General features: G+C 55.9%; 5 protein-coding genes. All 5 read left to right on the top strand.

Annotation, left to right across the window (positions count from 1 at the left end):
• The first annotated feature begins 138 nt into the window (after nucleotides 1-138).
• The 5 genes from M5R41_08495 to M5R41_08475 all read left to right on the top strand — a co-directional run bounded on the left by M5R41_08495 (nucleotide 139) and on the right by M5R41_08475 (nucleotide 18,765).
• Complete coding sequence (locus M5R41_08495; protein ID MCZ7556425.1) at nucleotides 139-3,351, top strand: T9SS type A sorting domain-containing protein; 3,213 nt, start codon at nucleotides 139-141, stop codon at nucleotides 3,349-3,351.
• A gap of 436 nt (nucleotides 3,352-3,787) precedes the next feature.
• On the top strand, nucleotides 3,788-6,955 hold the full coding sequence (locus M5R41_08490) for a T9SS type A sorting domain-containing protein (protein MCZ7556424.1): 3,168 nt from the start codon (nucleotides 3,788-3,790) through the stop codon (nucleotides 6,953-6,955).
• Between the two features lie 1,099 nt (nucleotides 6,956-8,054).
• Nucleotides 8,055-11,219 (top strand): T9SS type A sorting domain-containing protein, encoded by a 3,165-nt coding sequence (locus tag M5R41_08485; protein ID MCZ7556423.1) that lies wholly within the window; start codon nucleotides 8,055-8,057, stop codon nucleotides 11,217-11,219.
• Between the two features lie 830 nt (nucleotides 11,220-12,049).
• Nucleotides 12,050-15,292 (top strand): T9SS type A sorting domain-containing protein, encoded by a 3,243-nt coding sequence (locus M5R41_08480; GenBank protein ID MCZ7556422.1) that lies wholly within the window; start codon nucleotides 12,050-12,052, stop codon nucleotides 15,290-15,292.
• A gap of 320 nt (nucleotides 15,293-15,612) precedes the next feature.
• Nucleotides 15,613-18,765 (top strand): dockerin type I domain-containing protein, encoded by a 3,153-nt coding sequence (locus tag M5R41_08475; GenBank protein MCZ7556421.1) that lies wholly within the window; start codon nucleotides 15,613-15,615, stop codon nucleotides 18,763-18,765.
• The last annotated feature ends 320 nt before the right edge of the window (nucleotides 18,766-19,085 follow it).

Genomic DNA, 19,085 nt, shown 5'->3' with positions numbered 1-19,085 from the left:
AAAACGCACAACAACCTACTTCCGCGATGACCCTGTTAAATCGGAAAGTTCCGGTTCCGCAGGATACTCAACGCGCCCTGATAGGATTTTCATAGGATTTTACACTCCACGAATAACTCAAAAAGGAGTTCATTTGCAATGATACCCGACAAGCTTTTCCCGAAACGCAGTCTCGGACGTGCCGTCGCGGTGCTTCTGCCGATCATGCTGTTCTGCATGGTTTTTTCGGCGCAGGCCCAGACAATGATGCCATTGCCAGGATACGGCTCCACGTATACTGCCAATCAAATCCGTGGATACTGGTTCCAGGCACCGACGGACTTCACGATCGTGGGCGTGCGCGTACCCACAGATATTGGCACGACACCGCAGAATGTGCAGATCATCCGCTTCGCGGCGGGTCCACCGCCCGTGTACGCGGCTTCGACATCCGCGCACACCACTCTTGGTTTGTGGACAAATGTGAACACCACCACGATGATTCCCTGCAACATCGATATCAAAGCCGGTGATTACATCGCGATTTTCGGCACGCGAACGAACGGTGCCAACATGAACAACTCCTATGCGACACCGGCGGGTCCGTACAACTCCAGTATCCTTGGATTCCCTGTGACGCTGACCCGTATGGTGTATCAGGCTGGCAGCTATCCCGTTGCGGCGGTATCTCAGGAAGTCAGCGGTTCGATCGCCAGAACCGAAATGTACTATACGACGACGGTCACAGGGCCGAACGACGCCGGCATAGAATCCATCGACTCCCCCAAAGATTTCTGCGCCGGTGCACACGACGTCAAAGTGACCTTGCGCAACTATGGCACGAATCAGCTCACCAGTGCGACAATCAACTGGACGCTGAACAGCGTCGCGCAACCCACGGTGAACTGGACCGGCTTGCTCGATACGCTCAACCTGACCACACGCCAAACCCAGGTCACCCTTGGCAACAGGACGTTCGCTTCAGGCGTCCCGTACAACATCACTGTCTGGACAACGATGCCGAACGGTGTTGCCGACACGATCAACAAGAACGACACCGCCATAGTCAACGTCAAGGCGGCTATCTCCGGCACCTATACGATCGGCGGCGCATCACCGGATTATCCGACCATCGCAGCGGCGGTGGCAGATTTGAATGCGAATGGCGTCTGTGGTCCTGTGGTATTCAATATCCGTAACGGCAGCTATCCCACAAATGTGGAGCTCGGCGCCATCTCCGGTACGTCCGCCGTCAACACCGTGACCTTCCAGTCCGAATCGGGCAATAAGGGCGATGTGACCTTGACGCATGCGGCGACGTCGACCACGAACAACTTCGTCGTCAAGTTCAACGGTGCCTCGTGGATTACGTTCAGGAATCTCACCATGACCGCGACGAACGTTTCGTACAGCACGGTGGTGGACTTGTCGGGTACTTCCACCAACAACCTCGTCGAAAATTGCGAACTCGTCAGTCTGCCGAGCACCTCCACCTCGACGTACAATGCCGTCGTGTATTCACCGTCCGGAGCCAGTAAACCCGACAACACCTTCCTGCGCTGCGGCATACGCAACGGCAGTTTTGGTATGTACGTGTTTGGTTCGAATACCACCTCGACCATGAACAACTTCCGCGTCGAGGGCTGCGAATTCACCGGTCAGTATTATTATCCGACGTATTTCTATTATGTCGGCGAGCTTAAATTCTTCGACAACCGCGTCATCCAGAACTACGGCTACATCTATAAGTACGTATTCATGTCGTACTACGGTTTCAACACGCAGGTGGAGCGTAACGTGTTCGTCGCGGACGGCGGTGCATATCAGTACGGCGTGTATCTATACTATGACAACTATTATCAGGCGGGGAATTCCCGTTTCGTCAACAACATGATCGTGGGCCGCAACGCCACGACCTACGCGTACTCCGCGGCGCGCATGTACTACTGCAACGACCTGTATTTCGCGCACAACACGATCACAATGTCCGGGACCTACGCTTCCGGTTACGCGTTGTACACCTACTACGGTGCGAACAGCCGCTATCTGAACAACATCATCGAGCACTCCGGTGCGGGGTACGCCTGGTACGTGCTTCCGGGTACGAATGTCGTTGAATCGGACTACAACAACATCCGGTCCAATGGCGCCAATCTCGCATACTGGAACGGCAACCGCGCGAATCTCGCAGCTCTCCAGGTGGCCTCGGGCAAGGATGGAAACTCCGTCAGCAAACCCGTGAGCTTTGCGGATCCCGCGACAGGAAATCTGCATCTCGTCGCGCCGTCGGATGACGATGACGATCTGATCGGCATGCTGCTTCCGTCGGTGACCGACGACATTGACAAGGAACCGCGCGTGCGTCCGTACATGGGTGCCGACGAGGCCTGTTATCTGATCGCCAACAGCCTGAACTACGAATTCGTGGACGGCAGCGGCAATCCGATCGGTTACATCGAACTTCCCGGAACCGTGGGCGTCCATTACCGCGTGATTTTCCCGGACTTCGACGCGACGATCACGATGACGGCGAATTTCTACAGCGTGCCGGGCAATCAGCTCGTGTACAGCGAGACCTTCAGCGCGAACAAGCTGGCCGGCCAGCCGCTGGATGGCACGTCGTACTTCAATCTGCCGGCGAACCTGCCGACAGGGTATTACAAAATCGAGCTGGTGTTCAACACCAAGAACAGCTGCGGCTATTACCGCAACTACATGCCGTATCCCACCTCGCTGCTGCTTGTGCCCCTCGGCGCAACGCCCTGCGAAGTGTGGCCGGGCGACGTGAACAACGACGGCGTGGTGAACTACACGGACCGCAAGGATCTGAACGAGTACATCCATGACGCCAATTTGAGCACGCAGTGGCTGAACGGCCCGGCCCGCTACCGCGCCGACGCCGTGCAGAATCCGCTGACCTACATTCAGTGGCAGCCGCAGGCGAGCGCTCCGTGGTTCACGGCCATGGGCTGCTACATGGATGCGGACGGCAACGGTGTGGTGAACAATTTCGACTACCTCGCCATCAAGCTCAACTGGATGAAGCAGCACGGAGGCGTCACCCCGCGCAACGATGCCGGCTTTGCCCCGACGACCTTCGACATGAGCCAGAACTTCCCGAATCCGTTCAATCCGACGACGACCATTCAGTACAGCGTCCCCGAGCCGAGCCGCGTGCATCTGCGCGTGGTGGACATGTTGGGCCGCGTTGTTGCGACAGCGGTTGACGGCATCGTGGAAACCGGCATTCATCAGTACACATTCGACGCCACGAATCTCCCGAGCGGTCAGTACATGGCCATCGTGAACATGACGGGCAACGAAAGCGGCCTGAGCTTCTCGAAAACCATCAAGATGACGCTGAACAAGTAAGTCACCTCGATAATTCTCTTCAAGCGCATCCCGTCCCGTAAGGGGCGGGATGCGTCGATTTATGAACGGAGTGAAGGGTGGCGAGCAATCGTAGTTCGATCGTTCCGAGCCGAGGTGTGAAGTGCGGAGGAGGGGACATGAGCGCAGAGGCGCAAAGGTGCAGAGTCGCAAAGACGCAAGGGGGGCGAATCCCGGTCTTGCATCTTACTCCGGCGAGCAGTAGTTTATGAGTTGCGAGTCCTGAAATACACGCGCATTCACTTAACTCATCCACGAACCCAGTGATGCTGCTGCCTGAAAAGAATAGCCTTTCGGCATTTCCCACCGAAATATCGGCTTCCCACATTCCGACAGACGGATGGGGACACCCCGCAGATCCGCATCTCTGGTATTCTGTGTTCGATGAAACCTATCATCCACAGTTCCAGGAGGTTTCATGAAACCCTTGTCACGACGGGGCGTCGCCGTGAAGCATCTGCTTCAAGGTATCGTGCTGTTATGCATTCTCATTTTTGGTGCCGGTGAGGCAACGGCCCAGAACCACATCTTTTCCGCCACGTTCACCAATGGCCAGACGCCGACGGCGCAATGCAACGCCTGGAACGCCTGGCGAGCGACCCTGACACCCGGCCAGTATCTCGGTGTCACCTTCCGCGGCAGCGCCAATGCGGGTGCCCAGGTTGGTGTAACCTGCAACGATCCTGCGATGGCGAACGCGCTCGCGGCCGCCATTATGACCGGTGTGAATGGCGCCCAGTACACTTCGCCCCTGTGTAACGGACGAATCTGGTACCTTTGCGATCGGTACGGCGGTGAGCTGTGGATAGACGCCCCCGCGCTGTGCAGCGGTTCGAACTGCCCCGATCCCGCGTACATCATGCGTGTGTGTATCGGTAATCTGAACTGGGGCGGTGCAAACACCCCGACATGTACGAGTAATCCTACCCAGGTGATGGAACTGATTTTCATCCGGCCTTCCGCGCCGAATGACATCGGTATCGCTTCGCTGGATTCCCCGAAGGATTTCTGCGCCGGAACGCATCCGATCAAAGTGACGCTCAAGAACTTCGGTACGCTGCCCGTCACCAGCGCCACCATCAACTGGACGCTGAACGGTGTCCCGCAGCCGGCATACAACTGGACCGGCCTGCTTGATACCCTGAACGCCACGACCCGTGAGACACAGATCACCCTCGGCACACAGGCCTTCGCCAGTGGCGTACCCTATGCATTCAAGGTGTGGTCGAGCATGCCGAATAACGTCGCCGATACGGTAAACATGAACGACACGGTCACCGTCACGCGTAAAGCCGCGATTTCGGGGACGTTCACCATTGGCGGTGCCTCGCCGAGCTACCCGACGATTGCCGCCGCGGTGACGGATCTGAATGCCAATGGCGTTTGTGGTCCCGTGGTATTCAACATTCGTAACGGAAGCTATCCGACCAATGTGGAACTTGGCAGCATCTCCGGAACATCAGCGGTCAATACCGTAACCTTCCAGTCCGAATCCGGCAACAAAGCAGATGTGACGTTGACGCATGCGGCATCATCCACCACCAACAATTTCGTGGTGAAGCTTAACGGCTGTTCGTGGGTGACGTTCAAGAATCTGACCATGAACGCGACCAACGCATCCTATAGCACCGTAGTGGATCTGTCCGGGACGTCCACCAACAACCTCATCGAAAACTGTGAACTCGTGAGTCTGCCGAGTACCTCCACCTCAACGTACAATGCAGTGGTGTACTCACCGTCAGGCGCAATGAAGCCGAACAATACCTTCCTGCGCTGCGGCATTCGAAACGGCAGCTTTGGTATGTACGTGTACGGCTCGAGCACCACTTCGACGATGAACAACTTCCGCGTCGAAGGTTGTACGTTTACGGGTCAATATTACTATCCGACATACTTCTACTATGTCGGCGAATTGAAATTTTTCGACAACCGCGTCATTCAGGACTACGGCTACACCTATAAGTACGTGTTCATGTCGTATTACGGCTTCAACACCCGTGTCGAGCGCAACGTGTTCGTCGCCGAGGGCGGTGCCTATCAGTACGGTGTGTATCTGTACTACGACAACTACTATCAGGCAGGCAATTCACGTTTCGTCAACAACATGATCGTGGGCCGCAACGCCACGACCTACGCGTACTCCGCAGCGCGCATGTACTACTGCAACGATCTGTACTTCGCGCATAACTCCATCCTCATGGACGGCACGTACGCCTCCGGTTATGCGCTGTACACGTACTACGGTGCAAACGGCCGCTACCTGAACAACATCATGCTTCACAGCGGAGCCGGATACGCCTGGTATGTGGTTCCGGGTACGAACGTCGTCGAGTCGGATTACAACAACATCCGCTCGAGTGGCGCAAACCTCGCCTATTGGAACGGCAACTACGCAAATCTGCCGGCGCTGCGCGCGGCATCCGGGAAAGACCAGCATTCCGTTACCGTGCCCGTGAGCTTTGCGGATCCCGCAACCGGCAATCTGCATCTGGTCGCGCCCTCGGATGACGACGACAATCTGATCGGGACACTACTTCCATCCGTGACCGACGACATTGACAAAGAGCCCCGCGTGCGTCCCTACATGGGCGCCGACGAGGCCTGTTATCTGATCGCCAACAGCCTGACCTACGACTTTGTGGACGGCTCGGGCAATCCCATCGGCTTTGTCGAGCTTCCCGGCACCATCGGCGTCCGCTACAGCGTGATTTTCCCGCCCTTTGACGCGACGATCACGATGACGGCGAACTTCTACAGCGTACCGGGCAATCAGCTCATGTACAGCGAGACCTTCAGCGCGAACAAGCTCGCCAATCAGAACCTGAACGGCACGTCCTATTTCAATCTGCCGGCCTCGCTGCCCTCGGGCTATTACAAAGTCGAACTCGTGTTCAACACCAAGAACAGCTGCGGTTACTATCGCAACTACATGCCGTATCCCTCGTCGCTGCTGCTCGTGCCCCTCGGCGCCACCCCTTGCGAAGTGTGGCCGGGCGACGTGAACAACGATGGCGTGGTGAATTACACGGACCGCAAGGATCTCAACGAGTACATCCATGACGCGAATCTGAACACGCAGTGGCTGAACGGTCCGGCCCGTTACCGTGCCGACGCTGTGCAGAATCCTCTGACCTACATTCAGTGGATGCCGCAGGCGAGCGCCCCGTGGTTCACGGCCAAGGGTTGCTATATGGATGCCGACGGCAATGGTGTCGTGAACAACTTCGACTACCTCGCCATCAAGCTCAACTGGATGCGTCAGCATGGCGGTGTCGCTCCGCGTAGCGATGCCGGCTTCATGCCGACGACCTTTGACATGAGCCAGAACTTCCCGAATCCGTTCAACCCGACGACGACGCTGCAGTACAGCGTGCCCGAGCCGAGCCGCGTGCATCTGCGCGTGGTGGATATGCTGGGCCGCGTTGTGGCAACCGCGGTGGACGGCATCGTGGAAGCCGGTGTACATCAGTACACCTTCGACGCCACGAATCTTCCGAGCGGCCAGTACATGGCCATCGTGAACATGACGGGCAACGAAAGCGGTCTGAGCTTCTCGAAAACCATCAAGATGACGCTGAACAAATAGTTCATCCTCCAACGAGGAACGACTATCAACGCCCCGCGCATGCGGGGCGTTTTTTTTATTTGGAAGGCTGCCAAGGGAGGCGGCAGACGAGAAGCCTACGTGGAAGGTGTTTCCTGAGTTCGTCATTGCAGCACCCAAGACACTGCAGGAATCACACTTCCCTCATCGCAGAAAAAGGCTCATTGAATCGCGGACCGACAACAGCATCTGTATAGTCACTTTGAAACATTACGTTCCGTTCTTCTGAGGTAAGAGGGGAATTCAACTCGAAGACGCAATGATGCGAAGGCGCAACAATGGCCATTTTCACGATCACTATCGTTCGTGAAGGAGGCATCTTCGCCCTGATTTCGGCATCGGAGCACCCAAACCGCAGAAAGAAATCACATCAACCGATGGGAATCAGCATCTCAGCACAGGGTCAGATATCAGGGACGAGGTCGGGAGCTAAGAAAGGATGTCGCCTGCAAACCGATGTTGAAGGAGTGTGTGCAAAAAAAACAAACATGTATGATTGAAATCCTCTCTATCGCCTGATGGAAGGATAGCCGGCAAGGAGTACCCGCCGCAGCGCGACGGGAGCCCCGGTTCGGGTGAATGAAGACGCGACCGAATAGCTTCGATCAGTCAAATGTTCTGCATTGCGTTCTATTCCCGTGTCGAAGCAATTTCTTGCCGTCACCCGGAAATGGGCTGCACTGATCTTGGCGAGCTCTGCTGTGCATAAACGGCACTAACTTGCGACATTGTGAATAGATATGCCGGCTGTGAGAAACTCCGAGACCGGGATGAAATGGTAGAGCTCCAAAGCAATTAAAATCTGACCGAAACAGGCGATATGTAGGTAAAAATGCTACTACGAATATTCACTACGGGAGAATCGTGAAAAAAAATCACGAATCTGTTGCTTTCGTTCCGGGAAAGGGCTAGATTCCCAATGACACGACGACTGTTCTCTTCGAGGTCCGACTGTGGTGGAAGTATGTTGATCTAATATTCAAACATGCAGCACCCATTATGTCGGGGTTCAGTGAAAGCCGCCTATGGATTTGAAAATATTTATCCCGCAATACTGTCATCCACTTTACCTGGAGGTTCAATGAACGCAATGATACCACGATCATTCATTCCAGAACTGCGATCGAGAGGGCTTCTCATCATCGCTTTGCTCCTCCTCGCAGGGGCTACGGCGATCGCGCAGAACCACAAGTTCTCCATGCAGTTCGTCAATGGTCAGACTCCGACAACGCAATGCACCGCGTGGAATACCTGGCGCGCGACCTTGATGCCGGGTCAATACCTCGGTGTGACCATACGTGGAAACGCGAATGCCGTCGCGCAGGCAGGCATCACGTGCAACGACCCCGCGATGGCGAATGCGCTCGCGAATGCCATCAAGACCGGCGCGAACGGCACCCAATACACCTCGCCTCTCTGCAACGGGCGCATCTGGTATCTCTGCGACCGCTATGGCGGCGAGCTGTGGATCGATGCTCCATCGCTGTGCAACGGATCCAACTGCCCAAGCCCGGGATGGATTTTCCGCGCCTGCATCACCAACCTCAACTGGGGTGGTTTCAACACCGCTACCTGCGGTGCTCCGACGCAGATTATGGAAATCGAATTCATCCGGCCTTCGGCTCCCAATGATATCGGCATCGCATCCATCGACTCGCCAAAGGATTTCTGCGCCGGGACCTATCCGATTCAGGTCACCCTGAAGAACTTTGGCACCCTTCCCGTCACGAGCGCCACGATTCACTGGACGCTCAACGGCGTCCCGAAACCGTCGTTCAACTGGACCGGACTTCTCGATACGCTGAATTCCACCACGCGTGAGACGCAGGTGACACTCGGATCCGAGACCTTTGCCAACGGCATTCCGTACACGTTCAAGGTCTGGACGAGCATGCCGAACAACGTGGCCGACACGGTGAATCTCAACGACACCGTGACCGTAACGCGCAAGGCCGCAATGACCGGTACCTTCACCATTGGTGGCGCTTCTCCCGATTATCCGTCCGTTAATGCCGCAGTCGCGGATCTTGTAGCCAATGGTGTATGCGGACCAGTGGTGTACAACATCCGCAACGGCAGCTACCCGACGAATGTGGATATCGGCACCATTTCCGGTACGTCTGCCGTCAACACCGTGACCTTCCAGTCCGAATCGGGCAACAAGGGCGATGTGACCTTGACGCACGCGGCGACGTCGACCACGAACAATTTCGTCGTGAAGTTCAATGGGTGTTCATGGGTGACGTTCAAGAACCTCACCATGACCGCGACGAATGTTTCGTACAGCACCGTGGTGGATTTGTCCGGTAGTTCTACCAATAACCTCGTCGAGAATTGCGAACTCGTCAGCTTGCCGAGCACCTCCACCTCGACCTACAATGCGGTGGTGTACTCGCCATCCGGGGCTATGAAGCCGGACAACACCTTCCTTCGCTGCGGCATCCGCAATGGCAGCTTCGGAATGTACGTGTTTGGTTCGAGCACCACCTCGACCATGAACAACTTCCGCGTCGAGGGCTGCGAATTTACCGGTCAGTACTACTATCCGACGTATTTCTATTATGTCGGCGAGCTGAAATTCTTCGACAACCGCGTCATCCAGAACTACGGCTACATCTATAAGTACGTATTCATGTCGTACTACGGTTTCAACACGCAGGTGGAGCGTAACGTGTTCGTCGCCGATGGTGGGACGTATCAGTATGGCGTGTATCTGTACTACGACAACTATTATCAGGCGGGGAATTCCCGTTTCGTCAACAACATGATCGTGGGCCGGAACGCCACGACCTACGCCTACTCCGCGGCGCGCATGTACTACTGCAACGATTTGTACTTCGCGCACAACACAATCACCATGGACGGGACGTATGCATCCGGTTATGCATTGTATACGTACTACGGTGCGAACAGCCGCTATCTGAACAATATGATGCTGCACTCCGGTGCGGGGTACGCCTGGTACGTGCTTCCGGGTACGAATGTCGTTGAATCGGACTACAACAACATCCGGTCCAATGGCGCCAATCTCGCATACTGGAACGGCAACCGCGCGAATCTCGCAGCTCTCCAGGTGGCCTCGGGCAAGGATGGAAACTCCGTCAGCAAACCCGTGAGCTTTGCGGATCCCGCGACAGGAAATCTGCATCTCGTCGCGCCGTCGGATGACGATGACGATCTGATCGGCATGCTGCTTCCGTCGGTGACCGACGACATTGACAAGGAACCGCGCGTGCGTCCGTACATGGGTGCCGACGAGGCCTGTTATCTGATCGCCAACAGCCTGAACTACGAATTCGTGGACGGCAGCGGCAATCCGATCGGTTACATTGAACTTCCCGGGACGGTAGGTGTCCATTACCGCGTGATTTTCCCGGACTTCGACGCGACGATCACGATGACGGCGAATTTCTACAGCGTGCCGGGCAATCAGCTCGTGTACAGCGAGACCTTCAGCGCGAACAAGCTGGCCGGCCAGCCGCTGGATGGCACGTCGTACTTCAATCTGCCGGCGAACCTGCCGACAGGGTATTACAAAATCGAGCTGGTGTTCAACACCAAGAACAGCTGCGGCTATTACCGCAACTACATGCCGTATCCCACCTCGCTGCTGCTTGTGCCCCTCGGCGCAACGCCCTGCGAAGTGTGGCCGGGCGACGTGAACAACGACGGCGTGGTGAACTACACGGACCGCAAGGATCTGAACGAGTACATCCATGACGCCAATTTGAGCACGCAGTGGCTGAACGGCCCGGCCCGCTACCGCGCCGACGCCGTGCAGAATCCGCTGACCTACATTCAGTGGCAGCCGCAGGCGAGCGCTCCGTGGTTCACGGCCATGGGCTGCTACATGGATGCGGACGGCAACGGTGTGGTGAACAATTTCGACTACCTCGCCATCAAGCTCAACTGGATGAAGCAGCACGGAGGCGTCACCCCGCGCAACGATGCCGGCTTTGCCCCGACGACCTTCGACATGAGCCAGAACTTCCCGAATCCGTTCAATCCGACGACGACCATTCAGTACAGCGTCCCCGAGCCGAGCCGCGTGCATCTGCGCGTGGTGGACATGTTGGGCCGCGTTGTTGCGACAGCGGTTGACGGCATCGTGGAAACCGGCATTCATCAGTACACATTCGAAGCCACGAATCTCCCGAGCGGTCAGTACATGGCCATCGTGAACATGACGGGCAACGAAAGCGGCCTGAGCTTCTCGAAAACCATCAAGATGACGCTGAACAAGTAGTTCCGTCTCGATCCGATCATTTTCTTCCCGTCCCCGCCCTGAGCGGGGGCGGGATTTTTTGTGCGCCGATACACGTCTGTGATCCGGGGCCCGGCTTGCGCGACAACAGGGGAAACAGTACTTCACTACTGCAATGTCCAACATTTCTGATGGGAGGTTCTCGACACCCACCTGGAGGGCCAGCGCTCAAGTTCGATCCCGCAATCCATGTAACCGGACCACAGGGTATACGCAATTTTCCGGGGATGAACTGCTCTGAAAACCCCGTTCGGGTTACGCGCTGCAAGAACACGATATGCGGCGTCATCCTGGGTAGGAACGGGGGAGGTGCGAAGTTCTCTGAAATTGAAGCTTCTGCAATCCTAATTTGAAGTGTGAAAAAATATCACGCTACTCGGATTTGATTAGCTGCATGAGTGTCGAAAAATGTGAGGATACAAACATTTTTGGCCATATGTTCACATCCCGAATAATTCTCCGGCAACACGTATAGGAACTCGATTATTCTCTTGCAATTACTATTCGAATGTTGTATCATAAAAACGTGGCAAATAGTCACACAATGAGCAGATGTGAAAAAAAGCCACGTATTTGTCGTGCCGATGTACGCACTTCCCGTAGCATTGTCCGGCAGGCGAGAATCCGATAGTGCTCTCTCGGTGATTCCAGGTGACCACGAACACACTGGACGCCACATCATGCGTGATGACGGGCGTGTAATCCATAACGCGGAAATGCGGACCCACGTGACGCATCACCATCTGATGATGAAGCACCTGAAATCGAAGCGACGCAGAATCAATGATACCGTTACACAATCCGGAGACATCATGAAGCATATGGCCACAAATATTGCAGGGCTCTCGAGACGCTTGCCTGCCGCTGTGATGCTGATGATTTGTACGTTTCTTCTCCTGCAGCCACATCAACAAGCTGCAGCACAGGGCGCGTACATGCTTTCGACAAAGCCGACAGCCACAACCTCGACTTCTTCCAATTCCTTCATCTCTTTCGATATCACCGCGCATGAAGCGGTGCGGCTGTACCGTTTCCGGAACACCTTTTCGGGAACCGGGACGACGACCGTCGATATCTGGGCGCGACCGAATGGCTACGTGAACCAGAACAATGGCTGGATCCATCTCGGACGATCCAACGTCACCGTCACCACGACGTCGACCTATACCGAAATCCCTATCAACCTGGATTTTCTGATTCAGGCGAACGAAACCTGGGGGTTCATCATTTCGCACCACTCCATCTCTGTCAAGTACAACTCGAACGTCAGTCCACCCACATTTACCGACGGGCGCATGACGATATCGGCCGGCAGCCATTGCGCGGGTACAGGAACCGGTGATCCCGTTACAGGGATTACGAGTTTCAACTTCAGTCTCTGTCCTCGGCAGTTCGCCGGAGCGGTGTTGTATGACGAGGGCGCGACTGCCCCGAATGATGCTGGTATCTCCGAGCTGGAATCGCCCAAGGATTTTTGCGCCGGGACGCACGACGTGAAGGTGACATTGCAGAACTACGGCATCAACCAGATCACGTCCGCGACAATTAACTGGACTCTCAATGGGGTGCCCCAGACTGCGGTGAATTGGACCGGTCTCCTTGACACGCTCAATTCCGCCACGCGGAAAACGACAGTCACGCTCGGTTCTATGAGTTTTGCCGCCGGGATTCCCTACACTTTCGAGATCTGGACTACGATGCCAAACGGCGTTCAGGACACGGTGACGAATAATGACTCCCTTGTCGTCACCCGCAAGGCCGCCATTTCCGGTACGTACACTGTCGGTGGTGCGACACCCGATTACGCGACCATCGCCGATGCGGTGAGCGACCTCAATGCGAATGGTGTATGCGGTCCCGTGGTGTTCAACATCCGCAGTGGCAGTTATCCCACGAGGGTCGAATTCGGCAACATTTCCGGGACTTCGGCGATCAATACCATCACCTTCCAATCGGAAACCGGGAATGCGACCGACGTAACGCTCACAAACGCCGGGACATCGACGGGTACGAATTATGTCGTCAGTCTCAACGGCGCGCAATATATCATCTTCCGAAATCTGACAATGCAGGCTACGAACAGCAGCTACAGCACGGTGCTTACGTATGCGGGAGGGACGAGCGATTGCACCTTCGAGGCCTGTGAGTTTGTCAGCATGACGAGCGGCTCCACCTCGACGAACAACGCGGTAATCATCTCACCGTCCGGTTCGGGCAATCAGCCCAACATGACGTTCCGTGACTGCGGCATACGCAACGGCAGCTACGGCATGTATATCTATGGCGCCGGTACCACATCTACGGAAAACAATCTCCGTATTGAAGGAAGTGAGTTCACCGGACAATACTACATGCCCGTTCGTCTCTACTATGTCGGCGAGGTGAAATTCCTCGGAAACACCGTCGTTCAGAATTACGGATATACCTATAAGTACGTCTATTATTCGTACTACGGGTTCAACTCACAGATCGAGCGCAATGTGTTTGTCGCCGATGGCGGTGCCTATCAATACGGCGTGTACCTGTACTACGACAACTACTATCAGACCGGTCAGTCGCGCTTTGTGAACAACATGGTCGTGGGCCGGAATGCGACGACCTATCCCTACTCGGCGGTACGTATCTACTATTGCAACGACGTGCTTGTCGCGCACAATACGATTTCCCTCAGCGGGAATTACACTTCCGGGTATGCGCTGTATTCGTACCAGGGGTCGAGCCAGCGTTACATGAACAACATCATCCTGCACGAGGGCTCGGGGTACGCGTGGTACGTCTCCACACCCTCAGCGATTCTCGAATCCGATTACAACAACCTGAAGAGCAACGGAAGCAATCTCGCGTACTGGTCCGGAGCACGATCCGATCTCGCCGCGTTGCAAGTCGCATCGGGCAAGGACATGCACTCCGTGAGCAAACCGGTGTCTTTCGCCGATCCGTCGGTGGGGGATCTTCACCTGATCGCACCTTCCGATGATGATGACGATCTGATTGGTGTATTGCTTCAGGAGGTCGGTGACGACATTGACGAGGAGCCGCGCGTGCGGCCGTACATGGGTGCGGACGAAGCGTGCTATTTGATCGCCAACAGTCTGAATTATGATTTCGTGGACGCCGGTGGAAATCCCATCGGTCACGTTGAACTCCCCGGAACAGTGGGAGTGCATTACCGCGTGATTTTCCCGCCTTTCGATGCTACTGTGACGATGACGGCAAACTTCTACAGCGTGCCGGGGAATCAACTGATGTACAGCGAATCATTCAGCGACACGAAACTTGCGAATCAGGATCTCGATGGCACGGCCTATTTCACTCTTCCGGCCTCGCTGCCATCCGGGTACTACCGCATCGAGCTGGTGTTCAATACCAAAAACTCCTGCGGGTACTACCGTGATTACATGCCGTATCCCTCGTCCTTGCTGCTGGTCCCACTCGGAGCCACACCCTGCGAGGTCTGGCCGGGCGATGTGAACAACGACGGGCTTGTCAATTACACGGATCGCAAAGACCTGAACGTGTACATCCATGACGCAAACCTGAGTACGCAGTGGCTGAACGGTCCGGCGCGCTATCGTGCCGACGCCGCACAGAATCCCCTGACCTATGTACAGTGGCAGCCGCAGGCCAGCGCACCGTGGTTCACGGCCATGGGCTGCTACATGGACGCAGATGGAAACGGTGTGGTGAACAATTTCGACTACCTCGCCATCAAGCTCAACTGGATGAAACAGCACGGCGGTGTTACACCCCGCAGTGATGACGGATTCACACCGCACACGTTCGACATGAGCCAGAACTATCCGAATCCCTTCAATCCTTCGACCACAATTCAATACAGTCTGCCCGAACGCAGTCACGTCCATCTTCGCATCACGGACATGCTCGGGCGCCATATTGATTCGCCCGTCAACGGCTCTGTCGATGCGGGCGTACACACTCTCCAATTTGACGCCGCGAAGCTGTCCTCGGGCCAGTACATCGCGACGATCACCATGAGCGGTTTTGAGAGCGGTCTCAGCTTCTCGAAAACCATCAGGATGACGCTGGCCAGGTAACAGCGCCATCATTTCGTGGATGAGGACCCCGTCCCGTGAGGGACGGGGTTTTTATTGCGCATTTTGAAGCCTGGCAGCGGGAAGGATGCCTGCGTCACAGGCGAGAGAGCGGATGAGAGAGCTGACGGGAGGGGGGATAAAGCACGTTTGCTTTCCGATATTCTTTCAAGTAAGTTTCGTTGTAAATCGGATATCGCACCTCCAGAGATCACGTACCTTTCGCTGACCCGCGCCCGGCACAGAGGCATACAGGCGGGCCGTCATTCGTATCCTGCGTTACACTGTTGATCCCTTACTCATCCACTATAATCGGAGGCTGTATGTCAGCATCGATACACCGCGTTCATCTATCGCGACGAACGCTTCTGCTTGCGATACTCCTGGCTCTCGGCGCACCCTCGCTTCAGGCACAGGACCATATTTTTTCCATGCAGTTTGTCAACGGACAGACACCGACAACGCAGTGCACGGCATGGAACACCTGGCGCGCAACTTTGACGCCGGGCCAGTACCTTGGGGTGACTATACGCGGCAATGCAAACGCCGCCGCGCTTACGGGTATCACCTGCAGTGATCCCGCAATGGCGAATGCTCTCGCGAACGCCATCAAGACCGGGACAAACGGAACACAATACACATCACCCCTCTGCAACGGCCGCATCTGGTATCTCTGCGACCGCTACGGCGGTGAACTCTGGATCGACGCGCCGTCACTGTGTAACGGCTCCAACTGTCCCAGTCCCGGATGGATTTTCCGCGCCTGTATCACGAATCTGAATTGGGGCGGCTTCAACACCGCTACCTGCGGTGCGCCGACGCAAGTCATGGAAATTATTTTCCACCGTCCGTCGGCCCCGAACGATATCGGCATCGCATCTATCGACTCACCGAAGGATTTCTGCGCCGGCACACTTCCCGTCACGGTGACAATGAAGAACTTCGGCACGCTTCCCGTGACCAGCGCCACCGTGCACTGGACGCTCAACGGCGTACCGAAGCCCTCGTTCAACTGGACGGGTCTGCTCGATACACTGAATAACACGACGCGCCAGACGCAGCTTACTCTCGGTACGGAGACCTTCGCCAACGGTGTACCATACACCATCAAAGCATGGACAAGTATGCCGAACAACGTGGCGGACACCGTCAACGCGAACGACACAACGACCGTCACGCGCAAGGCCGCCATGGCGGGAACGTTTACCATCGGAGGCGCGACACCGAATTATCCGACCGTCGTTGCGGCGGTCACGGATCTTGTGGCCAATGGCGTCTGCGGACCGGTGGTGTACAATATTCGTCCCGGCACCTACGCGACAAGCGCTCTGCTTACGGCCATCGCCGGGACGTCGACGGTGAACACCGTCACCTTCCAGTCCGAGACAGGCAACAAGGCGGACGTCATACTCACGAATGCTGCAACGACGACAACGAACAATTTTGTCGTGAATTTCGGTGGCGCGAAATTCGTCACGTTCAAGAATCTGACGATGAACGCCACCAACACCACGTACAGTACTGTGGTACAGTTCAGTGGAAGCTCCTCCGACTGCACCATAGACAATTGTGATCTGAACAGCGTTGCCGTGGCATCCACGGGTACGAATAATGCCGTCGTGTATTCAACGACCGGCACCCTGACGCACAACATGACCATCAAGAACAGCGCCATACGGAACGGCAGTTTCGGTATGTACCTGTACGGCAGCAGCACGACCTCGACGATGAACAATCTGCGCGTCGAGAACTGCGACCTCACTGGTGCGTATTACTTCCCGGTGTACTTCTACTATCTGGGCGAACTCAAATTCATCGGCAATCGGGTGGTGAACAATTCCGCCTACGCCACGAAGTATCTCGGCTACTTCATGTACGGGTTCAACACACAGATGGAGCGGAATACCTTCCTCTCCACCGGTGGGAGCTCCGCGTACGGCATGTACATCTACTACGACAACTACTATCAGGCTGGTACGTCGCGCTTTGTGAACAACACAATCGTGGTACGCAACGTAGCGACGGCATATTACGGCATCAATCAGTACTACAATCAGAACATGCTTTTCGCGCACAACACAGTTCGTGTCGAGAGCGCGTATGCCAGCGGCTATGCCCTCTACTCCTACTACGGCGCCAGTAACCGCTATCTGAACAACATCGTGATGCATGGCGGAACCGGTTTTGCCTGGTACGTTGCACCGGGAAGCAACGTCGTCGAATCCGATCACAACAACTGGCACAGCACCGGTGCGAACCTCGCGTACTGGGGCGGAAACCGCGCAAATCTTTCAGCCCTTCAGACCGCATCGGCAAAGGATGCGAATTCCGTGAGCAAGCCCGTGAGTTTCGCGGATGTGAGCAACGGGAACCTTCATCTCGTGGCTCCCTCCGATGACGACGATGATCTCATCGGTACGATGTTACCGGAGGTATCCGAAGACATTGACCGTGAGCCGCGCGTGCGTCCGTATATGGGTGCCGACGAAGCCTGCTATTTGATCGCGAACAGCCTGACCTACGACTTCGTGGACGGCTCGGGCAATCCGATCGGCTATGTCGAACTCCCCGGTACGATAGGTGTACGCTACCGTGTGATTTTCCCGCCGTTCGCAGCGACGATTACGATGACGGCGAATTTTTACAGCGTCCCGGGTAATCAGCTCATGTACAGCGAGACCTTCAGCGCGAACAAGCTGGCCAATCAGGATCTGAACGGCACCTCGTACTTCAATCTGCCGGCCTCGTTGCCGTCGGGTTACTACAAGGTAGAAGTGGTCTTCAACACGAAGAACAGCTGCGGCTACTACCGCAATTATATGCCGTATCCGTCGTCGCTCCTGCTCGTACCCCTCGGCGCGACGCCGTGCGAAGTGTGGCCCGGCGACGTAAACAACGATGGCGTGGTGAACTACACGGACCGCAAGGATCTCAACGAGTACATCCATGACGCGAACCTGAGCACGCAATGGCTGAACGGCCCGGCCCGCTATCGCGCCGATGCCGTACAGAATCCGCTGACCTACATTCAGTGGCAGCCGCAGGCGAGTGCCCCGTGGTTCACGGCCATGGGCTGCTACATGGATGCGGACGGCAACGGTGTGGTGAACAATTTCGACTACCTCGCCATCAAGCTCAATTGGATGAAGCAGCACGGTGGTGTCGCTCCGCGCAATGATGCCGGCTTCACACCGACGACGTTCGACATGAGCCAGAACTTCCCGAATCCGTTCAATCCGACAACAGTACTGCAGTACAGCGTACCCGAGCCGAGCCGCGTGCATCTGCGCGTGGTGGATATGCTTGGTCGCGTTGTGGCCACCGCGGTGGACGGCGTCGTGGAAGGCGGTGTGCATCAGTACACGTTCGACGCCACGAATCTCCCGAGCGGTCAGTACATGGCCATCGTGAACATGACGGGCAATGAAAGCGGTCTGAGCTTCTCCAAAACTGTCAAGATGACGCTGAACAAGTAAGCGTCATGCCCAATCCTCACACCGGTCCCGCCCCGCAAGGGGCGGGACTTTTTATCATCAGGAGTACGTGATGCGATTGCGGAGCGCCGAGAGCAGGGCGCGGAGTATATCGAAAAATCGTTGTTCCTTCGGAAACAAGAAATTCAAAGCTGCCCTCGATCTGTAAGCCCCTTCCCGCTTCCCGATTAACGCATCCCGATGAACGCTTCCCACTATCCTTTTCCGGGAAGAACCCGCTTCGCCCTCCCACGCACGTAACCCCAGCCACTGCTTGCCGCTTTACTTTTCCTGTTCTATCTTCAATGATCACCCCCGCTGCA

The organism is Bacteroidia bacterium, assembly GCA_027493955.1.
In the GTDB taxonomy this organism is placed as follows: domain Bacteria; phylum Bacteroidota; class Ignavibacteria; order SZUA-365; family SZUA-365; genus JAOSJT01.
This window is presented reverse-complemented; position numbering and strand designations above follow the sequence as displayed.